Below are 21,530 nucleotides of genomic sequence, written 5' to 3' on the forward strand. Positions count from 1 at the left end.
TCGATGGTATCGACGCGGGTCACGACATTCTCGTCACCGGTATCGGTGTGGTCCGATCGGAGAGGAAACGCGCCGGCCGCTGACGTATCGGCAGCGGCCACCAGAACCAGCGGCCGAGGATCGCGGCAATCGTGGGAGTCATCAGCGAGCGAACGACGAGGGTGTCGAACAGCAGGCCCAGGCCGATGGTGGTGCCGCCCTGGCCGATCGCGATCAGATCACTGGTGGCCATCGAAGCCATCGTGAAGGCGAACACGAGGCCGGCGGCGGTCACCACGCCGCCCGTGGCGCCCATGGCCCGGATGATGCCGGTGTTGATGCCCGCGCTGACCTCTTCCTTCATCCGGGAGACCACCAGCAGGTTGTAGTCGGATCCGACCGCCAGCAGGATGATGACCGAGAACGCCAGCGTCATCCAGTGCAGATCGATTCCGAGCAGGTACTGCCACACCAGCACCGACAGGCCGAACGACGCTGCCAGGGACAGGATCACGGTGCCGACGATCACGAACGATGCGATCAGGGCGCGGGTGATCAACAGCATGACGATGAAGATCAACGTGATCGCGCCGCAGGCTGAGATCAGCAGATCCCACTGCGCGCCGACCTGGATGTCCTTGTAGGTGGCCGCGGTGCCGCCGAGGTAGATCTTGGCGTCGGCCAGCGGCGTCGTCTTGATCGCTTCGCGCGCCGTCTTCAGGAGCGGGTCGACGTGCGAAATGCCTTCGGAGGTAGCCGGATCCACGTCGTGGGTGATGATGAACTGCGCGGCCTGGCCGTCCGGAGAGACCATCAGGTCAAGCCCGCGCTTGAAGTCCGGGTTGTCGAATGCTTCGGGCGGCAGGTAGAACGAATCGTCATTGCGGGCGTCGTCGAATGCCTGACCCATCACCGATGCCGTGTCGGTCATCTTGCCGATCTGGTCGACCAGCCCGTTGAACGTGCTGAACATCGTCTTCATGGTGCCCTGCATGGACTTCGAGATGGCGATCATCGGCGGTAGTTGCGCCACCAGCTGCGGCATCAGCTGGTCCATCTCGTTCATGTTCTTCACCGATTCCGCGAGGGTTTCGGTCATGGTGTCGATGCCGTCGAGCCCGTCGAACAGTGAGCGCATGGATTGGCACATCGGGATGTCGTAGCAGTGCGGTTCCCAGTACAGGTAGTTCCGCATCGGCCGCATGAAATCGTCGAAATCAGCCATGTGATCCCGCATTTCGTTGGTGCTGGCCTGCATGTCGTTCATGCTTGCAGTGAGTTCGTGGGTGATGCCGGTCATCCGGTTCATCAGACCCAGCATGTTCTCCATGATCACGATCATTCGGCCGAGATCATCGGTCAGCGTGTTCATGTCGCCCATGCGCTCACGGAGGAACTGCAGGTTCTCGGTCATCGACACCGATTGCATGCTCACCTGGAAGGGCACCGAGCTGTGCGCGATGGGACGGCCCAGCGGTCGGGTGATGCTCTGCACGCGGGCGATGCCGGGAACGCGGATCAGCTCACGAGCGATCTTGTCCAGCACGATCATGTCGGCCGGGTTGCGCAGATCCCGGCCCGCATCCACGAGCAGCAGATCTGGATTCATCCGGGCGGACGTGAAATGTCGTTCAGCGGCGGCATATCCGACGTTGGACGGCAGATCCTTGGGGATGTAGAGCCGCTCGTTGTAGGACGTCTTGTAGCCGGGCAGCGCCAGCAGTCCGACGAGCGCCACGGCGATGGCGGCGGCCAGAATCGGCACCGGCCAGCGCACCACCGAAGTGCCGAGCCTGCGCCAACCCCGCGAGCGGATCTCGCGCTTGGCGTCGAGCAAGCCGAACCGGCTGCCGACCACCAGCATCGCCGGTGCGAGCGTGAGAGAGGCCAGCACCACCACGGACATGCCGATGGCGCTGGGGACACCCATGGAGCTGAAGTAGTTCAAGCGGGTGAAGTGCAGGCAGAGCATGGCGCCGGCAACGGTGAGACCGGAACCGAGGATGACGTGGCCGACACCGTGAAATGCGGTGTAATAGGCATCTTCTCGCTCCTGGCCCTTTTGTCTGGCCTCCTGATACCGGCCGACGAGGAAGATGGCGTAGTCGGTGCCCGCCGCGATGGCCAACGAGGTCAGCAAGCTCACCGAGAATGTCGACAAACCGAGCATCCCGGCGTGGCCGATCGCGGCCACCACACCACGCGAGGCCGACATCTCCAACAGCACCACGATCAGCATCAGCAGCATGGTGGCGAACGACCGGTAGACGACGATCAGCATCACCGCGATCACCGCGATCGTGACGAAGGTGATCTTGACCATGCTCTTGTCGCCGGCCTCGTTCATGTCCGTGGTGAGCGGACCTTGGCCGGTGACATAGGCTTTCACGCCCGCAGGCGGGTGCGAGTCGTCGATGATCTTGCGTACTGCGGCGACCGATTCGTTGGCCAGCGTCTCGCCCTGGTTGCCGGCGAGGTTGACCTGTACGTAGGCGGCCTTGCCGTCGGTGCTCTGCGAGCCGGCAGCGGTGATCAGGTCGCCCCAGTAGTTCTGTACGTGCTGAACGTGTTCGGTATCGGCCTGAAGCGTGCGAACCAGTTTGTCGTAGTAGTGATGGGCTTCGGTGCCCAGCGGCTGGTCGCCCTCCAGCACCACCATCGCGATGGTGTCCGAGTCGAATTGGTCGAAGCGCTCGCCGATCTTCTTCATCGCCACCAACGCCGGTGCGTCCTGTGGCGACAGCGACACGGCGTGCTCGTGTCCGACGACCTCGAGCTGGGGGACCACCGCGTTCAGGACGACGACGAGGATGACCCACGCCAGGATGATCGGGATCGCGGCCACGCGGATGACGCGGGCGATTCCCTTGTGTTCAGGGGTGGCGGCGTGGTTGCTCATGCGGCCTTGTCCAAGCAGAAGGCCTGGGCGTCGTGCTGGTTCACGGTCTGCTCGTCACGCACGTCGCCGTTGACGATGATCCGGCAGGTGATCACGTTGCTATCTCCTTGTGCAACCACATTCGCGAACACTGTCGGCAAGGTGGTGACCACCTCGTGCCGCCAGGGCAGCGTGCTGAAACTCTCGGTGTGCGGTTGGGCGTCGGCATCCAGGAAGCTGACGTGCCCGCTGGTCCCGCTCGGGCCCTCGATCTCATAGACGACGCGCTTGGGGTTGAACTCGACGATGTCGTCCCCGGCCGACTGACCGGGATCGGTGTTGATGTGGGTCCCGAAGATGCCGTGCATCCGGTTCATCGCGAAGCCGCTGACGGCAAGCGCTGCCACCAACACCAAGGGAATCCAGAAGCGTTTGGCGAGCCGAAATAGCGTAGCCACGGCAAAATCCACCTCTCCGGTTCGGCGCATGCCGACGGAAAACCCCATCCGACCGCGTTTTGATCGGCTGAACGTAACAGGCCCTTAGTGGATCGACAACGTTCCATTAAGGAATTTTGATCTTCCTCACAGTTACTTCCCAAACGGAATTTTTAGCCCCCCACGAGGCAGTGTGCAGCGCACACGGCCTCCGGGATCTGGCTCCAGCGAACAAGATTGGGCGTCGAAGTGGACGGCCTAGGAAGCCCGTCGACACTGTTCGCGGTTTGCCGCCGCAATCGAGAGCCGCCTCGGACCTGTGACGCCCCTACGCGGTCAGCAGTCGCACAGGGGCGCCGGCACAGTAGGCGGCAATGTCCTCGACGATGTCGCGGTAGAAGATGGACATGACGGTGTGGGTGACGTAGCCGAGGTGCGGCGTCAGCAGCGTGTTGGGCAAGGACGTCAGTGGGTTGCCCGCCGGTAGCGGCTCGTGCTGGTAGACGTCGAGCGCTGCACCGCGAATCTGGTTGCTGTGCAGGGCTTCGACGAGGGCCGGCTCATCGATGAGGCCGCCTCGCGAGGTGTTCACCAGGATCGCCGTCGGCTTCATCGCGGCCAGCTCGGCGCGGCCCACCAGTCCACGGGTCGAATCGGCCAGCACCATGTGCAGCGACACCACGTCGGCGTCTGCGAACAGGGTGTCGCGGTCCACCCGTGCGACACCGGCCTTGGCAGCGCGCTCGTCGGTGAGGTTGGGGCTCCATGCGATGACCTCCATGCCGAAGGCCTTGCCGATCGCGGCGACCCGGCTGCCGATTCGCCCCACCCCGACCAGGCCGAGGGTCGCCCCGTGCAGGTCGGCGCCGATGGTGCTCTGCCACAGCCCGTCGCGGATGCGCTGATCCTCGGTGGTCAGGTGGCGCTGCAGCCCGAGGATCAGTGCCCAGGTGTGTTCGACGGTCGGGGTGACGGCACCGCCGGTGCCCGAGACGGTGATGCCGAGGCGCCCTGCCGCGGCGACGTCGATCGCGGCGTTGAAAGGCCCGGTCGTCACGAGCAGTTTGAGCGCGGGCAGCTCGGCGAGCAGTACTCCGTCGAGCGGGGTGCGCTCCCGCATCGCGACGACGACCTCGTGGTCGGCCAGGGTCTCGACCAATACCGGGCCGGGCGTGACGTGTTCCCTGAGGGCGGTGATCTGCACCGGGCGGGGGATCGGTGACCAGTCGACGGTGTCGGCGATGCCCTGGTAGTCGTCGAGGACGGCGATGCGCAGCGGTTCGGTCATCGCTCAGTAGGCGTTCGGGTCGTTCTGCACGGCCGGCGGCACCGGATGCTGGTAGAGCCGGGAGGCGTTCTCCCAGGTGATCTTCCGGATCACCTCGGCGGGCAGGCCCTGGATCTGTTCGTGGATGATGCGCTGGGTGTGCGGCCAGGTTGAATCGCAGTGCGGGTAGTCGGCTTCGAGCAGGATGTTGCCGGTGCCGATGCGCTCGTGCTGGATGAACGACGACTGGTCCTCGACCGCGCAGAACCAGAAGTTCCTGGTGAACACCTCGGCGGGGGAGAGGGTTTCGCCCAACGCCTTCCAGGTTCCGTACATCTGGTGGTAGCTGAGCATGTGGTCGAGCCGGTCGAGTAGCCCTGCGACCCAACCGATTCCGCCCTCCGACAGGCAGATCTTGAGATCGGGGTACCGGCTGGGCAGACCCGAGTACAGCCAGTCCACCGCGGCGGTGATGGCGTAGGCGAAGAACAGCACACCCTGCACGTCCGGTGGTGCGTCGTCGGTGGTGGACGGCGCCGAACCGGAGGAGCCGATGTGCAGGTTGACCACGGTGCCTGTCTCGGCGCACGCCGCCATCATCGGTTCCCAGTACCCGGAGTGGATGGTCGGCAGCCCGAGCATGGCCGGGTTCTCGCTGAACGTCACGGCGTGGAAGCCGCGTTCGGCGTTTTCGTAGATCATCTGCGCGCCGACCTCGGGGTCGAGCAGCCATGGCAGCTGGCACGGGATGATCCGATCGGGGTAGGCCCCGGCCCACGCTTCGAGGTGCCAGTCGTTCCAGGCCCGCACGGCCGCCATCGCCAGGTCCCGGTCCTTGGTCACCTGCTGCAGCCGTTGGCCGGCGAACCCGGGCAGGAATGACGGGAAGTTGAGCGAGGCGTACACGCCGTTGAGATCCATGTCCCTGACGCGCTCGTGAATGTCCCAGGCACCGCGGCGCATCTCGTCGAAACGGGCGGGCTCGAAACCATATTCGTCCACGGGCCGTCCCACAACGGCGTTGAATCCCACGTTGGGCAGCGACTGCCCGTCGTACATCCAGGTCTGCCCGCCGTTCTCGGTATCGACCACCTTCGGGGCACGGTCGGCGAACTTGCGGGGCACGCGGCCGGTGAAGGTGTCGGGCGGCTCGACGATGTGATCGTCGACGGAGATCACGGTGTAGAGGCGTTCGGCCCGTTCGGGTTCCGGCAGAAACGTGACCGTGCGTTCCGACCCCTTCTGCGCGGTGGTGAAGTCGAGATTGCCGGCGAGTTCGTCGATGGACTTCATGGGCTGAATCTCCTTGCTGCCTCAGGTCAGAACTTCAGGGTCGGCCTTCATGGTCATGCGGGCCGCTCCGGCCCAGTACACATCGGCGGCCCGCTCGATGAGCGAGGCCTTCATGCCGTACATGTCGGACCGATTCATCGCGGTGGGCTCGCGGCCGGTCAGCATCACCTGGTAGGCCAGCTTGCACACCCGGTCGATCGATGCGGCCCGGTACACCGCCTCGGCCACGGTGCCTCCGGTGGTGATGACGCCGTGATTGGCCAGGACGGTGAGATTCGCACTGCCGATCCGCTCGGCGAGTTCACTGGCCCGCGGCGCCGAATCGACCTCACCGTCATAGGTTTCGACCAGACACATGTCGTCGAGGAACAGCGACCCGGTCTGATGCACCAGGTCCGGCAGCTTTCCCAGCGCCGCGATGAGGCTCACGTAATAGGGATGGTTGTGGATCACGACGCGGGCGTCGGCGCGCCTGCGGTGCAGTTCGGTGTGGATGTGGATGGCCGGGGTGACATCCCAGCGTCCCCGCACCACGTGCGCATCCTCGTCGACGACGCAGATGTCGGATGCGGTGAGCTCCTGCCACCACAGGCCCCACGGATTGACCAGCATCTCGGTGCGGCCTTCGGGCTGCCAGGTGATGTGGCCGGCCATGTTCTCGGCGAATCCGATACCGGCAAGGTGCCGGAACGCCACGGCCAGCGTCTGCTCCTCGGTCAGGTCGACCCCGATCGGCGGGGTCACCGACGGAGACCACACTTTCAGCCCGCCCTCGCGCATCTCACCGACGCTCATAGCTGTCTCCCAACCGCGTCCGGATATCTTCGCGGAGTTGTCCTTTGGCGATCTTTCCGCCCGATGACCGGGGCAGCTCATCGAGCACGATGAGCTGCTCGGGAAGCAGTTCCTTCGACATGCCCTCGGCCAGGAGGTGCTCGACGAGCCCAGGGAGATCGATCGCCTGCCCATTGGCAGGTTCTACGTAGATGCAGACCTTCTCGCCGAAGACCGGGTCGGGCATGGCCACCGCGGCCGCGACGGCCACGGCCGGATGCGTCGTCACCGCATCCTCGACCTCACCCGCACTGATGTTCTTGCCGCCGCGCACGATGAAATCCGAGGTGCGGCCGGTGACCGACAGATAGCCCTCGGCGTCGACCTCACAGATGTCGCCCATCCGCATCCAGCCGTCCGGGGTGTAGAGCTTGTCGTGGTCGACCCCGCCGAGATAACCGAGGCTGGTGGCCGGCCCACGGCAGGCCGGTTGTCCACGCCCGGTCGAAGTCACGTCGTCATCACCGTCGAACAGGCGCACCGCCATCTCCGGCACCAGTCGGCCGGCGGTGCGCAGCCTGCGTTCCCGGGAATCCTGCAGTGTCGTCCCGCTCAGCAGACCGGTTTCGTTGGAGCCGTAGAACTGCAGGATGGTGGCGCCGGTGAGTTCCTCGAAGTCGGCGGCGCGCCGATACGGCAGGGCCTCGCCGCCGGTGAAGACCACGCGCAGCGAGCTCAGGTCGTACTCGCGTGACGCCCGGTCGGCCATGATCATCATCAATTGGGTACTGACACAGCACAACACGCTTACCCGGTGGCGTGCGATCGCCTCACATGCGGCCTTCGCGTCGAACTTTTCCAGCAGGATCGTGGTGGCACCGAGGTAGATCGGGGTGGTGTGGGCGGTCCAGATGCCGAACCCGAACGGTGCTGGGATGACGGGCAGGAAGATGTCATCCGACGTCAGCGCGCCGTTGGCGACCGCCCGCTGGTGAAAGTAGTGCCACCGGTTCTGGGTATGCACAACGCATTTGGGTAGGCCCGTGGTCCCCGAGGTGGAGTTGATCAGGAATACCTCGTCGGCGCCGACACCCGCGGCCGGTGGTCGCGACGGGGTGTCAGTGGCGAGGGACAAACCGTCCAACACCAGCGCGCTGATCTCGTCGGTCAGTCCGGACACGGTGGTTTGGGCCGACGGGTGCCGCGCCGCGTCACTGATCAGCAGACGCGGCTGGGTGGTCCGCAGGATCTGGGTGGCCTCGCGGGTCCCGGCGCGGGCGCCGATCCCGACCACGACGGCGCCGCACCGTTCGATCGCCACGAACAACACATGGATGGCTGCGGTGTCGCCGTGCCAGACCGCGACGCGATCACCGAGCGTGACGCCAAGGCCGGCCAGTTGGGCAGCGAGTAGCGATGCGGCACGGTCGAATTCGCGCCAGGTGAACGTGGTGTTGGGGTAGTCGACATAGGCCGGCTTGTCGGGATGGGCGAGGGCGTGTTCGCGCACGGTCTGCGAGAGTGTGCGGTCCGACCACCATCCGGCCGTGCGGTAGTGGGCTGCGTCGGCAGCATGCGCGGCGTCGCCAGCCTTCATCACCAAATCATATGAAAATAAGAACCGCTGTCAACGGTCGCACGGGGCGGCCCCGCTCACGGTCGCCGCGGACTCGACTGCGCCCAGGTGCGCACCATCGTCGGATCGACGATGCCGTCGACACCCGGGTACTGCTGGGCACTGACCAGATGCGCCGCGGCCAGATCGCGGGCCCGTTGCGCGTCGCCCACATCGATCGCGTCGATCACCTGACGGTGATCTTCCAGGACCGCTCTGCGTTCCTCGACCGGCACCGTCGAGTGATCCGTCACCTGGGCCGACCAGTTTTGCTCATGGGCGGACCACAAAGCCTCCAAGGCGCCCGCCAGGATGATCATCGTCTCGTTGCCGCAGTGGCGCACCAGCGCCTCGTGATAACGCCGACTCGCCGAGGTGGCCTGCAGCAGATCTGACACGGACCTGACCGATTCTTCGTGTAGCTCACGGAGAATCGGGACGACGGTGCGTTTCCGGTCGGCGCGTTGGGCGCAGAGTGCGGCGCAGGCCGGCTCGACCTGCAGCAGCGCGGTACCCACATCGGCGAGCCCGACCTGCCCGGCGCCCAGCACCAGCCCCATGGTGTAGGCCAGGTTTGCGGAATCGGGCCGGTGAACCACGGCACCGCCGAGCTTGCCGCGTCGTACCGTCAGCAGCCCCTCGGCCTCGAGGATGCGCATCGCCTCGCGTAGGGACGGCTTGCTGATCGGGTACTCGACCAGAAGTTCGTCCTCCTTGGGCAGGATGCTGCCGTCGGGTAGTTCCCCGGTGAGGATCTGGCGCCGCAACTGGTCGGCGACCTGTTCGGCGAGTCGCTGGAACCGGACGTTTGGCTGCGCCACGCATCCGAGTGTGCCAGATGACCGACCGTTCAGGCGGCCACGCCGAGCCTTGTATCCAAATGATTTGTCTCATACGGTGAGCCATGCAGAAGTGGACCATCGGCACGCTGACAGTTCATTCCGTCCTGGAGACGGTGGTGCCGACCCGGCCTGACCGGGTGTTTCGCGGGCTGCCGGCGGAACTCCCGCGCTGGTTACATCCCCACTACGTCGACGACGCCGGCAATCTGCTGGTGGCCATCCAGTCGTTCTTCATCGAATCTGGTGAGGATCTCGTCGTGGTCGACTGCTGCTTCGGCGAAGGCCACGACCTGCCCTACCAAATCCCCATCGACCCCGACCAGTACCGACAGTCGCTGGCCACAGTCGGATTCACCCCCGACGACGTGACCACCGTCGTCTGCACCCATCTGCACCTCGACCATGCCGGACGCCACACGACCCGGCACGACGGCGCCTGGATCCCCACCTATCCGAACGCGACCTACCTCCTCACCGCCAACGAGTACACGTCGTGGCGCCATTCCTCGGCGCCGAACCGCGCGGCCGACGAGACCGTCGAACCGCTTGTCGCACACGATGTCCTGCGGCTCACCGAGATGGACCACGCCATCACCGACGAGATCCGGCTGATCGCGACGCCCGGTCACACCCCGGGGCACACCGCGGTGCGGCTCGAATCCGGCGGCGAGGTGGCGGTGATCAGTGGGGACGTCATCCACCATCCGCTGCAGATCACGCATCCGGACGTACAGGCGCTGCCCGACGACGATCCGGACGCGGCTGCGGTGACCCGCGCCCGGCTACTGCAGAGCGTCGCCGGCGAACAGGCCCTGCTGCTCGGCACCCACTTCGCCGCCCCGACCGCAGGCACCGTCGTCGCCGACGACGACCAGCTGATGTGGGTGGCGATGTAGGCGAGGCGTCCTAGTTCGCGGTGTGGACGATGAGAATGTCGATCTTCACTCGACGAGCAATGGTCGCAGGCACCGAGCCCAACAGGCGCCCGGCGACCGAGTCCAGCCCGATGTCGCCGACGACGATCAGATCCGCGTCGACATCTTTGGCGAGTCTCACCAGGGCGTCGACCGGCGCACCCTCGACCGCCCGCTCGACGATGTCCCCGGCACCGGCGGCCTTGGCCCGGTCGCGCGCCACCTGGAGGATCTCGTAGACCGGGGCAGCGCCGTGCATCCGGTAGCCCTCGCTCTTGAGGCTGTCCTCCGCACGGGTATCGACCACATGATCGGGCGACGGTGGTCGCGACCAGCCGCCCTTTTCGGCCACGGGCTGATGAGCGCTCGCGATGATCAGCTTCGCGTTCTCCTGCGTGGCGATCTCGGCGGCGCGGTGGACCGCACGTAGCGACGAGTCGGAGCCGTCGGTCCCGACAACGATCGTCCGATAGGTGCTCATGTCGTCTCCGAACTGTCGGGTACCAGGACAGACAGACCTTAATGCACGTCAATCTTCAGCTTGTGGAGATTGGGCTTCGTGCCGCGTCAAGGATCAACCGAGACAAGTGTCAACCATCAGCCGACGTCACACAGATGGAAAGTGGTTCTCGGTCATATCCGCCGAGTAGGCGGCAACGTTGAAGGCCCCTGCGTCGAAGCGAGCATGCTGCCGAGCGCGTCCGCTAATCAGACGAGCTGCGTGAGATTCAGGCTCGCCTTTTGTATCGAGCGAGTTGTATTGAGCGAGCACTCGACCGACATGGAGTTGTCGGATGTGCGGGGTATCGTGCGCTCAAGAATGAGAAGCACACGTCAAACGAACGAGACGTGGCACCCCCGACAGGATTCGAACCTGCAACCGACCGGGTAGAAACCGGATGCGCTATCCGTTGCGCCACGGGGGCAAGTCGGACCACCACAATTTACACCGCGTGGGGTGTCGTTACCGAAACGGATATGCACCACGTGGGCTGCTCGAACCCCAACCGATGAAACGGGCGAGTAAGTGGGTCGACATCACACCAAAGACAAAGGCGACCTCGGCGTCGCCAAGGCGCACGCCGACCTGGTTGGCATGGGTTTTTACGTGCTGTTCCGGTCAGACTCAACTTCCGGTCCACCTGGGCCGATCGCCGTGGCGCGCACAGCACGCCGATCGACAAGGACGCGATCGACCTCATCTGCATCTACTGCCCGGACACCGACGAGTGCTACTACATCCGGCCCACCGATCACGGCGTCTCCGTCAATCTCCGGATCACGCCGACCAAGAACGGTCAGCAGAAACGGATTCTGACGGCCGCCTCGTTTCGTGACCTACCGGACAAACGCCTCCCGCCGATCGGCGAAACCCGTACTTCGGCGTGAAGGGGCGGTGACGCGCCACGGACGCCCGGCAAAGCGGACCCACGGGGCCGGTGGCGGACTAGCGTGGACGCTGCATTGGCCGCCATGGGGAGGGGAGAGGGACCACGCGATGAGCGACGTGCCGGAGTTGGACGCGGCGGGACTGCCCGAAGAACTGAGCGCAGTCGATCAGCTGTTGCATCGGGGAGAGGCAAACCCGCGCACCCGGTCCGGGATCCTCGGCGTCGAGATCCTCGACACCACACCGGATTGGGACCGTTTCCGGGCCCGTCTGGATCACGCGTCGCGCAAGGTTCTGCGGCTGCGCCAGAAGGTCGTCATGCCCACCCTGCCGACGGCCGCTCCGCGCTGGGTCGTCGACCCCGACTTCAATCTCGACTACCACGTGCGACGGGTGCGGGTTCCTGCGCCCGGCACGTTGCGCGACGTGTTCGATCTGGCCGAGGTTGCGCTGCAGTCGCCGATGGACATCAACCGGCCGTTGTGGAACGCCACCTTGGTCGAAGGGCTGCCCGATGGCCGGGCGGCGACCATTCTCCATCTGAGCCACGCGGTGTCCGACGGTGTCGGGATGGTCGAGATGTTCGCCAACATCTACGACCTCGAGCGTGATCCCGAACCGGCCGCCGCTGCACCGTTACCCATCCCGCAGGACCTGTCGCCCAACGACCTGATGCGGGAGGGCATCAACCGGCTCCCCGGATCGATCGCCGGCGGCGTGCTCGGCGTGCTCGGACAGGCGGCCCGGACGGTGACCAAGGTGGTGCGCGACCCGGTCTCGGCGGTCAGTGGGGTGGTCGACTACGCGATGTCCGGCGCTCGGGTGATGGGGCCGGCCGCGCACCCCTCGCCGCTGCTGCGCCGCCGAAGCCTGTCGTCGCGCACGGAGGCGATCGACATTCCTTTCTCCGACCTGCACCGGGCAGCCAAGGCCGCCGGCGGTTCGATCAACGATGCCTACCTGGCCGGGCTGTGCGGCGCACTGAGGCTCTATCACGACGCCAAAGGCATCTCGATCGAGACGCTGCCCATGGCCGTACCGGTCAACCTGCGCTCGCAGGACGACCCGGCGGGCGGCAACCGCTTCGCCGGGATCAACCTCGCCGCGCCTGTCGGAATCGTCGACCCGGAGACCCGGATCAAGGCGGTTCGGTCGCAGATGACGAGCAAGCGCGAGGAGCGCGCCATCGACGTGGTCGGCGCGGTCGCACCCGTGCTGAGCCTGCTGCCCGATGCCGTACTGGAGACGGTGGCCGGTTCGGTCGTGAACTCCGACGTGCAGGCCAGCAATGTCCCGGTCTGGCCGGGGGACACCTTCATCGCCGGGGCAAAGATCCTGCGCCACTACGGAATAGGCCCGCTGCCCGGCGTCGCGATGATGGTGGTGCTGATCTCGAGGTCCGGGTACATCACGGTCACCGCCCGCTACGACCGCGCCGCCATCACCGACGATCAGCTGTTCGCCCGGTGCCTGCTCGCGGGATTCGACGAGGTGCTGGCGCTCGGCGGCGACGGCCGCGCGGAGCCGGCCTCGTTCAGTGATGACACTTCGGCGACGAACGGGAGTGCGGCACAGTGACTTCGAAAGACCCGTCCCCGGAGCCCCGCGTTACCAAGCAGATGCGGCTGCCCGGCACCCTGGCCGAGATCGAGGGCAGCCCCGAGGGTCCGGAGATCGGCGCGTTCTTCGACCTGGACGGGACGCTGGTGGCCGGCTTCACCGGAGTGATCATGACCCGGGACCGGTTGCGCCGCGGTCAGATGGGCGTCGGTGAGTTCATCGGGATGGTGCAGGCCGGGCTCAACCACCAGCTCGGGCGTTCCGAGTTCGAGGACCTGATCGGTAAGGGCGCCCGGATGCTGCGGGGCAACTCGCTCAGCGATCTCGACGAGCTGGGCGAGCGGTTGTTCGTCCAGCATGTGCAGGGACGCATGTACCCGGAGATGCGGGCCATGGTGCGTGCGCACATGGCCCGTGGCCACACCGTGGTGCTGAGTTCCTCGGCGCTGACGGTTCAAGTGGAGCCGGTGGCCCGCTTTCTCGGCATCGACAACGTGCTGTGCAACAAGTTCGAGACCGACGAGGACGGCCTGATCACCGGCGAAGTCGAGAGACCGGTCATCTGGGGTGCCGGCAAAGCCCGCGCGGTGCAGAACTTCTCGTCCGCCAACGGAGTGGACCTGACCAAGAGTTACTTCTACGCCGACGGCGACGAGGACGTCGCCCTGATGTATCTGGTGGGCCATCCGCGGCCGACGAATCCGGCAGGCAAGTTGGCCGCCGTCGCCGCCAAGCGTGGCTGGCCGGTGCTGAAGTTCAGCAGCCGCAGCGGCAGCAGCCCGGTCTCGCAACTGCGGACGCTCGCCAGCCTGGCCACCATCCCGACCGTCGCAGCCGGCGCGATCGGACTCGGGTTGTTGACCCGCAACAAGCGCACCGGGGTCAACTTCTTCACCTCGAACTGGAGCAAGCTGCTCATGCTCACCACGGGCATCGAGCTCAACGTCCTCGGCGAGGAGAATCTGACCGCGCAACGCCCCGCGGTCTTCATCTTCAACCACCGCAATCAGGCCGACCCGATGATCGCGGGCCGGCTGGTCGGCGTGGACTTCACCGGCGTCGGGAAGAAGGAGCTCGAGCGCAACCCGCTGATGGGTCCACTCGGGAAGGTCATGGATGCGGCATTCATCGACCGCGACGACCCGGAGAAGGCCGTCGAAAGCCTGCACCGCGTGGAAGAGCTTGCCCGCAAGGGTCTCTCGATCCTGATCGCCCCCGAGGGCACCCGGCTGGACACCACCGAGGTGGGACCGTTCAAGAAGGGGCCGTTCCGCATCGCCATGGCCGCGGGTGTGCCCATCGTGCCGATCGTGATCCGCAACGCCGAGGTGATCGCGGCCCGCGATTCCAGCACATTCAACCCGGGCAAGGTGGACGTCGCGGTGTATCCGCCGATCTCGGTGGACGACTGGACCGTCGAGAACATCTCCGACCGCATCGCCGAGGTCCGCGAGATCTATCTCGACACCCTGAGATCCTGGCCGGACGACGAGCTGCCCACCTTCGACATCTACACCCGGACGCCGGTGGCGAAGGCCGCTCCACGCCGGGCGGCCAAGAAGGCACCGGCGAAGAAAGCTCCCGCGAAGAAAGCGTCCGCGAAGAAAGCGTCCGCGAAAAAGGCTGCCCCCGAACCGGATACCTCACCCTCCGGCTCGTCCTCACGGTCGACTCCCAAGGGCCGACCGTGACCACGGGTATCGACGATTACCCCAGCTTCAGCACCACCGACGACGCGCTGGTGCTCGCATCGGCGTCGTCACCGGCCGAGCTCGAACTGCTCAACGACTGGCTCAAGACACAGCGGCGTGAACATCCCGACACGACCGTCGAGGTACTGCAGCTGCCGGCCACCGACGAACCCGCCCCCGGGGCGGTGGCCCGCTTGGTCGAGGAGCTGGAATCGGACGAGGACCGGCTGGTGGTTCCGGTCCGGGTGTTCTGGGTGCCCGGCGGGTTACCCACCCGGTTGAAGGTGGTGGGGTTGATCTCCGGCCGCGACACCTACCGGCCGCCGGAGGCCCTGCAGCGGCGCATCCTGCGTAAGGACCCGTCGCGCGCCCGGATCGTCGCCGGTGAACCGGCCAAGGTATCGGAACTGCGCAAGCAGTGGAGCGAGACCACGGTCGCCGAAAACCCCAGGGAATTCGCCCGATTCGTCCTTCGTCGGGCGGTACTGGCGATCGAACGGGTGGAGCTTCGGCTGCTCGGCCCCGAGTACAAGTCGCCGCGGCTGGTCAAGCCGGAGATGCTGGACTCGGCGCGATTCCGTCAAGGCCTGGAGCAGATTCCGGGGGCGACGGTGGAGAAGGCCGGGGAGATGCTCGACGAGCTCTCCACGGGGTGGAGTCGGTTCTCGGTGGACCTGATCCCGACGATGGGCCGGGCCATCTTCAGTCGTGGCTTCGATCCGCGTATCGACTACGACCGTTCCGAGATCGAGTCGATGCGCCATGCCCTGGAACAGCATCCGGCGGTGTTGCTATTCTCCCACCGGTCGTATCTCGACGGAGTCATCGTCCCGGTGGCCATGCAGGAGAACCGGCTTCCCCCGGTGTACACGTTCGCCGGGATAAACCTCTCGTTCGGCCTGATGGGTCCGTTGTTCCGGCATTCCGGTGTCATCTTCCTGCGTCGCAAGCTCGACGACCCGCTGTACAAGTACGTGCTGCGGCAGTACGTCGGCTACATCGTGGAGAAGCGGTTCAACCTGAACTGGTCCATCGAGGGCACCCGGTCCCGAACCGGAAAGATGTTGCCGCCCAAGCTCGGACTGCTCGCCTACGTCGCCAACGCCTATCTCGACGGCCGCAGTGAGGACATCCTGCTGCAACCGGTGTCGATCAGTTTCGACCAGCTGCACGAGACCGCCGAGTACGCCGCATACGCCCGGGGTGGCGAGAAGACCCCCGAGGGTCTGAGCTGGCTGTACAACTTCATCAAGGCGCAGGGCGAACGCAACTACGGCAAGATCTATGTCCGCTTCCCCGAAGCGGTTTCGATGCGCGAACACCTCGGTGAGCCGAACGGTGAGATGGCCCACGACGAGGCAGCCAAACGCCTGGCCATGCAGAAGATGGCCTTCGAAGTGGCCTGGCGGATTCTGCGGGTCACCCCGGTCAACGCGACCAACCTGGTCTCGGCGCTGCTGCTGGGCGCCCGCGGCGTCGCCCTGACCCTCGACCAACTGCACCACACGCTGCAGGACTCACTGGATTACCTGGAACGCAAGAACACCCCGATGACCAACAGTGCGCTGCGGCTACGGACCGCCGAGGGCGTGCGCTCGGCCGTCGACGCGCTCTCCGGCGGGCACCCGGTGACGCTGGTGGACAGCGGGCGCGAGCCGGTGTGGCGGATCGCCCCCGAGGACGAACTGGAGGCGGCCTTCTACCGCAACTCCCTGATCCACGCCTTCCAGGAGACCTCGATCGTGGAGCTGGCTCTGGCGTACTCGGCCCGTGCGGCGACCGATCCGCTGCAGGCGTTCTGGGACCAGGTGATGCGGCTGCGTGACCTGCTCAAGTTCGACTTCTACTTCGCCGATTCGGCGGCGTTCCGCGACAACGTCGCCGAGGAGCTGTCGTGGTACGACCGCACGCCCGAAGGGCAGGCGGCCGGAGGCTGGGAAGCGAAGGTCTCCGCCGGGGGTGACGAGATCTATCAGATGTTGCGCAGCAAGCGACCGCTGTTGGTGGGCGCCATGCTGCGTCCGTTCTTCGAGGCCTACGGGATCGTCGCCGACGTGCTGCGCGACGCACCGGCCGAGATCGGTGAGCGGGATCTGACCAAGCGCGCGCTGGGTGTGGGACGGCAGTACGTCGCCCAGGGCCGGGTGGGCAGCAACGAGTCCGTGTCGGCGTTGCTGTTCGCCACGGCGCGGCAGGTGGCAGCCGATCAGAACCTGCTGGTCAGCGGTCCGGATCTGCAAGAGCGCCGCAACGCTTTCCGCGATGAACTACGCGGGATCGTTGCCGATATGGACAAGGTCGACGAGATCGCCCGTGAGCAGTTCTACTACCGGGACAAGCAACGGCGCGCCGAGTCGGACCCGTCGGACTAGCCGCCGGACTCACCTTTCGTCTGGCGGCCGGGGTGTGCTGGTCCCCACGCCATACCCTTGGACCATGACTTCTGCCGGCCAGGTGACCGCATCCAGCGTGCGCAGCAGCGTGGTGTGGCCTGTGCTGGTCGGCGTGGGGCTGCTGGCCGGGGCAGTGGCCGCAGGCATCGGGGCGCTGGCGCTCGCCGACGCCCTGACCGCCACCGGTCTGCCCGATCCCGGCCCCGTCACCACCTACGGACTGCCCTTCGTCCGGGCCGCCGGCGAGATTGCCGCCGTCGTCGCGGTCGGATCCTTCTTGTTCGCCGCGTTCCTGGTGGCACCCCAGACCAACGGCGTGCTCGACGTGGCCGGATACCGGGCGCTGCGGCTCGGTACGGCCGCCTCGGGCGTGTGGACGGTGTGCGCCGCGCTGCTGGTCCCGCTGACCGTCTCCGACGTGTCCGGCCAGCCACTGCTCGATCACCTCGGCCCGGTGGACGTGTGGTCGGCCGCGAGTCTGGTCGACGTCTCCGCAGCCTGGCGCTGGACGGCGATCCTGGCCGCCGGTGTCACTATCGCAAGCCTTCCGGTGCTGCGGTGGGGGTGGACACCGGTGCTGCTGGCCGGATCCCTGCTCACGCTGATGCCGCTGGTCCTGACCGGACACTCGTCGGCCGGCGGCGCGCACGATCTGGCCACCAACAGCCTGTTGATCCACCTGGTGGCGGCCGCGCTGTGGGCCGGCGGTCTGCTGGCATTGTTGGCCCACGCCATCCGGGCCGGGGGCGGGGCCGCCTCTGACGGCTCCAACACCGCCCTGGCCGCGCGACGCTTCTCGGCGCTGGCGCTGTGGTGTTTCGTCGCGATGGCCATCAGCGGCGTGCTCAACGCGCTGGTGCGGATCCAGCTTCCCGATCTGGTGCGCACCAACTACGGCTGGCTGCTGGTGGGCAAGATCGTCGCGCTGAGCCTGCTCGGTGTGTTGGGCTGGCGACAGCGCCGGGTCAGTCTGACCGCCCTGGCCACCGATCCCGGCGCACGCACACCGCTGATCCGGCTGGCGCTGACCGAGGCCGCGCTGTTCGGCGTCACGTTCGGTATCGCCGTCGGCCTGGGCCGTACCCCACCGCCGCCGGAACCGAGAATTCCCAGCCCCACCGAGGTCGCGATCGGATACGACTTCGCCGGGCCGCCGACGGTCGCGCGGGTGTTGTTCGACTGGCGGTTCGACTTGCTGTTCGGGACGACGGCGATCATCGCGGCGGTGGCATACCTGGCCGCGGTGTACCGGCTGCGGCGGCGCGGTGACGCCTGGCCGGTGGGCCGCACGTTCGCCTGGCTGCTGGGCTGCGCGGCGCTGCTGTTCACCACCTCGTCGGGGCTCGGCCGCTACATGCCGGCGATGTTCAGCATGCACATGATCGCCCACATGCTGCTGTCGATGCTGGTACCCGTTCTGCTGGTGCTCGGCGCCCCGGTGACCCTGGCGCTGCGGGCGCTACCCGCGGTGGGCCGGGGATCACCACCCGGTCCCCGAGAATGGCTGCTCGCGGCGCTGCATTCCAAGGTGTCGCAGTTCCTGACCCAGCCCGTCGTAGCGACTGTGCTGTTCGTGGCGGGTTTCTACGGTCTGTACTTCGGCGGCATATTCGACGCCGCGGTCAGCAACCACGCCGCACACATCCTGATGAACGTGCACTTCCTGCTGTCGGGTTACCTCTTCTACTGGGTGGTCATCGGCGTGGACCCCACCCCGAGGCCGGTCCCGCACCTGGTCAAGATCGGGATGGTGTTCGCCTCGTTGCCGCTGCACGCCTTCTTCGGCGTGGTGATGATGGGCATGCAGACTGTGCTGGGCGAAAGCTTCTACCGGTCACTGCAATTGCCGTGGCATACCGACCTGATCGGAGACCAGCACCTCGGCGGCGGCATCGCCTGGGCGGCCGGGGAAGTCCCGCTGGTGATCGTGATGCTGGCCCTGCTGATCCAGTGGCGGCGCAGCGATCAACGCACCGCCAAGCGGTTGGACCGGGCCGCGGACCGCGATGACGACGCCGATCTGGCGGCCTACAACGCCATGCTCGCCGAGATGGCGCGCCGCGATCACCAGTCCGGATAGGACTTCCTGGGATTCATCCCCAGCCCGCGTTTCATCCACAACTGACGTCTTCGTCGGGTTCGCGTGCCGGCCGAGCGTCGGGGTCCCGACGGTCAATGGCTGCGTAAGGCGGTCACGACGCTTCGGCGCCGGCCACTGGATGAAGCGAAAGGAATCAGAAATGTTCGAGACCCCGTTCACCATCGTGGGCAACATCATCACCGACCCGGTCCGGCGGCGATTCGGCGATCAGGAGCTGTACAAGTTCCGGGTGGCCAGCAATTCGCGGCGCCGCATGCCTGACGGCACCTGGGAGCATGGCAACTCGCTCTACGTCACGGTCAACTGCTGGGGAAATCTCGCCACCGGCACCAGCGCCTCTCTGATGAAGGGCGACGCCGTGATCGTGGTCGGGCAGGTCCACACCGATGAGTACGAGGACAAAGAGGGTGTCCGCCGGTCGTCGGTCGAGGTGCGCGCGACCGCGGTCGGGCCCGATTTGTCGCGTTGCACGGCCAGGGTGGCGCCGTTGCCGAAGCCGTCGGCCGGCCCGGTACTCGAGCCCGAACCCGTCGCCGGCGACGCGCCCGAGACCGAGCCGGACGAGGGCGACCTGCCACTGTCGGCTTAGCGGGTTTCGGGCGCGCATAGGATGGGCGCGAGTGAGTTGGGCTTGACGCAACCTTTCGCGCGAGCGCCCATCCGATATCCCCGAAGAGTTTCAGAAAGGCACATCACGGCATGGCCGAATTCATCTACACGATGCGCAAGGTTCGCAAGGCGCACGGCGACAAGGTCATCCTTGACGACGTCAGCCTGAACTTCCTGCCCGGCGCGAAGATCGGCGTCGTCGGTCCCAACGGGGCTGGTAAGTCGAGTGTGCTGAAGATCATGGCCGGCATCGACCATGCCAACAACGGCGACGCGCTGCTCGCACCCGGCGCCTCGGTCGGCATCCTGATGCAGGAGCCGCAGCTCGACGAGACCAAGACGGTCCGCGAGAACGTCGAGGCCGGTGTGGCGATCAAGGGCAAGCTCAACCGGTACAACGAGGTCGCCGAGCTGATGGCCACCGACTACTCCGACGAGCTCATGGAGGAGATGGGCCACCTGCAGGAGGAACTGGACGCGGCCGACGCCTGGGACATCGACTCCCAGCTCGAGCAGGCCATGGACGCGCTGCGCTGCCCGCCGCCGGACGAGCCGGTCACCCACCTCTCCGGTGGTGAGCGCCGCCGCGTCGCACTGTGCAAGCTGCTGCTGAGCAAGCCGGACCTGCTGCTGCTCGACGAGCCGACCAACCACCTCGACGCCGAGAGCGTGCTGTGGCTCGAGCAGCACCTGGCCGCCTACAAGGGTGCCATCCTGGCCGTCACCCACGACCGGTACTTCCTCGACAACGTCGCTGAGTGGATCCTCGAACTCGACCGCGGCCGGGCCTACCCGTATGAGGGCAACTACTCGACCTACCTGGAGAAGAAGGCCGAGCGCCTTGAGGTCCAGGGCAAGAAGGACCAGAAGCTGCAGAAGCGGCTCAAGGACGAGCTGGCCTGGGTCCGCTCGGGCGCCAAGGCCCGTCAGGCCAAGAACAAGGCCCGTCTCGGCCGGTACGAGGAGATGGTCGCCGAGGCCGAGAAGACCCGGAAGCTCGACTTCGAGGAGATCCAGATCCCCACGCCGCCGCGGCTGGGCAATGTCGTGGTCGAGGTGGAGCACCTGGACAAGGGCTTCGAGGGCCGCACGCTGATCAAGGACCTGTCCTTCACGCTGCCGCGCAACGGCATCGTCGGCGTCATCGGCCCCAACGGCGTCGGCAAGACCACGCTGTTCAAGACCATCGTCGGGTTGGAACAGCCCGACAGCGGCACGGTCAAGGTCGGCGACACGGTCAAGCTGTCCTACGTCGACCAGAGCCGTGCGGGCATCGACCCCAAGAAGACGGTCTGGGAAGTGGTCTCCGACAAGCTCGACTACATCGAGGTCGGCCAGAACGAGATCCCGTCGCGGGCCTACGTGTCGGCGTTCGGGTTCAAGGGACCGGACCAGCAAAAGCCCGCGGGTGTGCTGTCCGGCGGTGAGCGCAACCGGCTGAACCTGGCGCTGACGCTCAAAGAGGGCGGCAACCTGATCCTGCTCGACGAGCCGACCAACGATCTCGACGTCGAGACGCTGTCGTCGCTGGAGAACGCACTCGAGCAATTCCCCGGCTGCGCCGTGGTGATCAGCCACGACCGGTGGTTCCTGGACCGCACCTGCACGCACATCCTGGCGTGGGAAGGCGACGACGACAACGAGGCCAAGTGGTTCTGGTTCGAGGGCAACTTCGGTGCCTACGAGGAGAACAAGATCCAACGTCTCGGTGCCGAAGCGGCACGTCCGCACCGGGTGACCCACCGGAGACTGACCCGCGACTGACCCGTGACGGGATAATCAGCGCA

At 66.2% G+C, this 21,530-nt stretch carries 16 protein-coding genes and 1 tRNA gene; 8 read left to right on the plus strand and 9 right to left on the minus strand.

The annotated features are described in order from the left end of the window. Positions 1–19: 19 nt before the first annotated feature. The 7 genes from AC4LGL_RS25595 to AC4LGL_RS25625 all read right to left on the minus strand — a co-directional run bounded on the left by AC4LGL_RS25595 (position 20) and on the right by AC4LGL_RS25625 (position 9,064). A complete protein-coding gene (locus AC4LGL_RS25595; protein ID WP_491841203.1) occupies positions 20–2,878 on the minus strand; it encodes an MMPL/RND family transporter in 2,859 nt (952 codons plus the stop codon). Further along, complete coding sequence (locus AC4LGL_RS25600; protein WP_491841204.1) at positions 2,875–3,345, minus strand: MmpS family transport accessory protein; 471 nt, start codon at positions 3,343–3,345, stop codon at positions 2,875–2,877. Before AC4LGL_RS25600 ends, AC4LGL_RS25595 begins: the two co-directional genes overlap by 4 nt. 277 nt (positions 3,346–3,622) lie before the next feature. Continuing rightward, on the minus strand, positions 3,623–4,582 hold the full coding sequence (locus AC4LGL_RS25605) for a D-2-hydroxyacid dehydrogenase family protein (RefSeq protein WP_491841205.1): 960 nt from the start codon (positions 4,580–4,582) through the stop codon (positions 3,623–3,625). 3 nt (positions 4,583–4,585) lie between these two features. After that, a complete protein-coding gene (locus tag AC4LGL_RS25610) occupies positions 4,586–5,854 on the minus strand; it encodes an amidohydrolase family protein (RefSeq protein WP_491841206.1) in 1,269 nt (422 codons plus the stop codon). 21 nt (positions 5,855–5,875) lie between these two features. Next, the gene (locus AC4LGL_RS25615) at positions 5,876–6,649 is read right to left on the minus strand and encodes a class II aldolase/adducin family protein (RefSeq protein ID WP_491841207.1); all 774 of its coding nucleotides are present in this window, start codon (positions 6,647–6,649) and stop codon (positions 5,876–5,878) included. Then, positions 6,636–8,225 carry a class I adenylate-forming enzyme family protein gene (locus AC4LGL_RS25620; RefSeq protein ID WP_491841208.1) on the minus strand — a complete coding sequence of 530 codons (1,590 nt, stop codon included), beginning with the start codon at positions 8,223–8,225 and terminating at the stop codon, positions 6,636–6,638. The genes AC4LGL_RS25615 and AC4LGL_RS25620 overlap by 14 nt, the downstream gene beginning before the upstream one ends. A 56-nt stretch (positions 8,226–8,281) precedes the next feature. After that, positions 8,282–9,064, minus strand: coding sequence for a FadR/GntR family transcriptional regulator (locus AC4LGL_RS25625; protein WP_491841209.1), 783 nt, complete (start codon positions 9,062–9,064; stop codon positions 8,282–8,284). A gap of 83 nt (positions 9,065–9,147) precedes the next feature. On the opposite strand from AC4LGL_RS25625, the gene AC4LGL_RS25630 reads away from it, so the two are divergent. Beyond that, a complete protein-coding gene (locus AC4LGL_RS25630) occupies positions 9,148–9,981 on the plus strand; it encodes an MBL fold metallo-hydrolase (RefSeq protein WP_491841210.1) in 834 nt (277 codons plus the stop codon). 10 nt (positions 9,982–9,991) lie between these two features. On the opposite strand, the gene AC4LGL_RS25635 is transcribed toward AC4LGL_RS25630, so the two are convergent. Continuing rightward, positions 9,992–10,480 carry a universal stress protein gene (locus tag AC4LGL_RS25635; RefSeq protein WP_491841211.1) on the minus strand — a complete coding sequence of 163 codons (489 nt, stop codon included), beginning with the start codon at positions 10,478–10,480 and terminating at the stop codon, positions 9,992–9,994. Between the two features lie 369 nt (positions 10,481–10,849). Then, positions 10,850–10,925 (minus strand) — tRNA-Arg (locus AC4LGL_RS25640). Positions 10,926–11,175: 250 nt separating this feature from the next. Here AC4LGL_RS25640 and AC4LGL_RS25645 point away from each other — a divergent pair. The 7 genes from AC4LGL_RS25645 (at position 11,176) to ettA (ending at position 21,507) form a co-directional block, all read left to right on the plus strand. Next, positions 11,176–11,388: a group I intron-associated PD-(D/E)XK endonuclease gene (locus AC4LGL_RS25645; RefSeq protein WP_491841399.1), complete on the plus strand. Its 213-nt coding sequence runs from the start codon at positions 11,176–11,178 to the stop codon at positions 11,386–11,388. A 109-nt stretch (positions 11,389–11,497) separates the two neighbouring features. Then, a complete protein-coding gene (locus tag AC4LGL_RS25650; protein WP_491841212.1) occupies positions 11,498–12,967 on the plus strand; it encodes a wax ester/triacylglycerol synthase family O-acyltransferase in 1,470 nt (489 codons plus the stop codon). A gap of 41 nt (positions 12,968–13,008) precedes the next feature. Next, entirely contained in the window at positions 13,009–14,640 is a 1,632-nt protein-coding gene (locus tag AC4LGL_RS25655; protein ID WP_491841400.1) for an HAD-IB family hydrolase, read from the plus strand. Next, positions 14,637–17,012 carry a glycerol-3-phosphate 1-O-acyltransferase gene (locus AC4LGL_RS25660; RefSeq protein ID WP_491841213.1) on the plus strand — a complete coding sequence of 792 codons (2,376 nt, stop codon included), beginning with the start codon at positions 14,637–14,639 and terminating at the stop codon, positions 17,010–17,012. Before AC4LGL_RS25655 ends, AC4LGL_RS25660 begins: the two co-directional genes overlap by 4 nt. A 64-nt stretch (positions 17,013–17,076) precedes the next feature. Next, positions 17,077–19,113: a bifunctional copper resistance protein CopD/cytochrome c oxidase assembly protein gene (locus tag AC4LGL_RS25665; RefSeq protein ID WP_491841214.1), complete on the plus strand. Its 2,037-nt coding sequence runs from the start codon at positions 17,077–17,079 to the stop codon at positions 19,111–19,113. Positions 19,114–19,273: 160 nt separating this feature from the next. Beyond that, on the plus strand, positions 19,274–19,723 hold the full coding sequence (locus tag AC4LGL_RS25670) for a single-stranded DNA-binding protein (protein ID WP_491841215.1): 450 nt from the start codon (positions 19,274–19,276) through the stop codon (positions 19,721–19,723). Between the two features lie 110 nt (positions 19,724–19,833). Continuing rightward, the gene (gene ettA, locus AC4LGL_RS25675; protein ID WP_491841216.1) at positions 19,834–21,507 is read left to right on the plus strand and encodes an energy-dependent translational throttle protein EttA; all 1,674 of its coding nucleotides are present in this window, start codon (positions 19,834–19,836) and stop codon (positions 21,505–21,507) included. Positions 21,508–21,530 lie beyond the last annotated feature (23 nt).

It is taken from the genome of Mycolicibacterium arcueilense (assembly GCF_058536225.1).